The following is a 350-nucleotide window of genomic DNA, read 5'->3' on the forward strand; positions in this document are numbered from 1 at the left end:
GCAGCTCACGCAACCTGGTCGGCACCGGACTTCTTTCCCTGCTGGCTCTCGTAGTCTTCCAGAACAGCGCACTGGGCGACGAGGACAGGACGCAGGAACGCAACGGCGAAAGGCCGGTAGTGCTGGACAGCAACGCAACGCCGCAGTGGGCACCCGCTGCGCAACAACTGGTGATCCAGGCGCCCGACGAATCCCCGCGCATCGTCACCGTAGGCGAGGACGAGCGCGGCACGGCGCTGGTGACCGCGGCCGACGAACAGGCCTGGACATTCTGACGAAGCAAGCGCCGGGAGTCCGGCATCCAACGACGCTACACCGCCGCACAGGTCCCCGGGATGCTGGCGAGCGGA

General features: G+C 67.1%; 1 protein-coding gene. It reads left to right on the forward strand.

Annotation, left to right across the window (positions count from 1 at the left end):
* Nucleotides 1–275, forward strand: a 275-nt coding sequence (locus FLP08_RS17490; RefSeq protein WP_156278199.1) for a hypothetical protein, incomplete at its 5' end; no start/stop codon positions are given.
* Nucleotides 276–350 lie beyond the last annotated feature (75 nt).

Source organism: Christiangramia aestuarii (assembly GCF_009735585.1).
Lineage (GTDB): Bacteria > Bacteroidota > Bacteroidia > Flavobacteriales > Flavobacteriaceae > Christiangramia > Christiangramia aestuarii.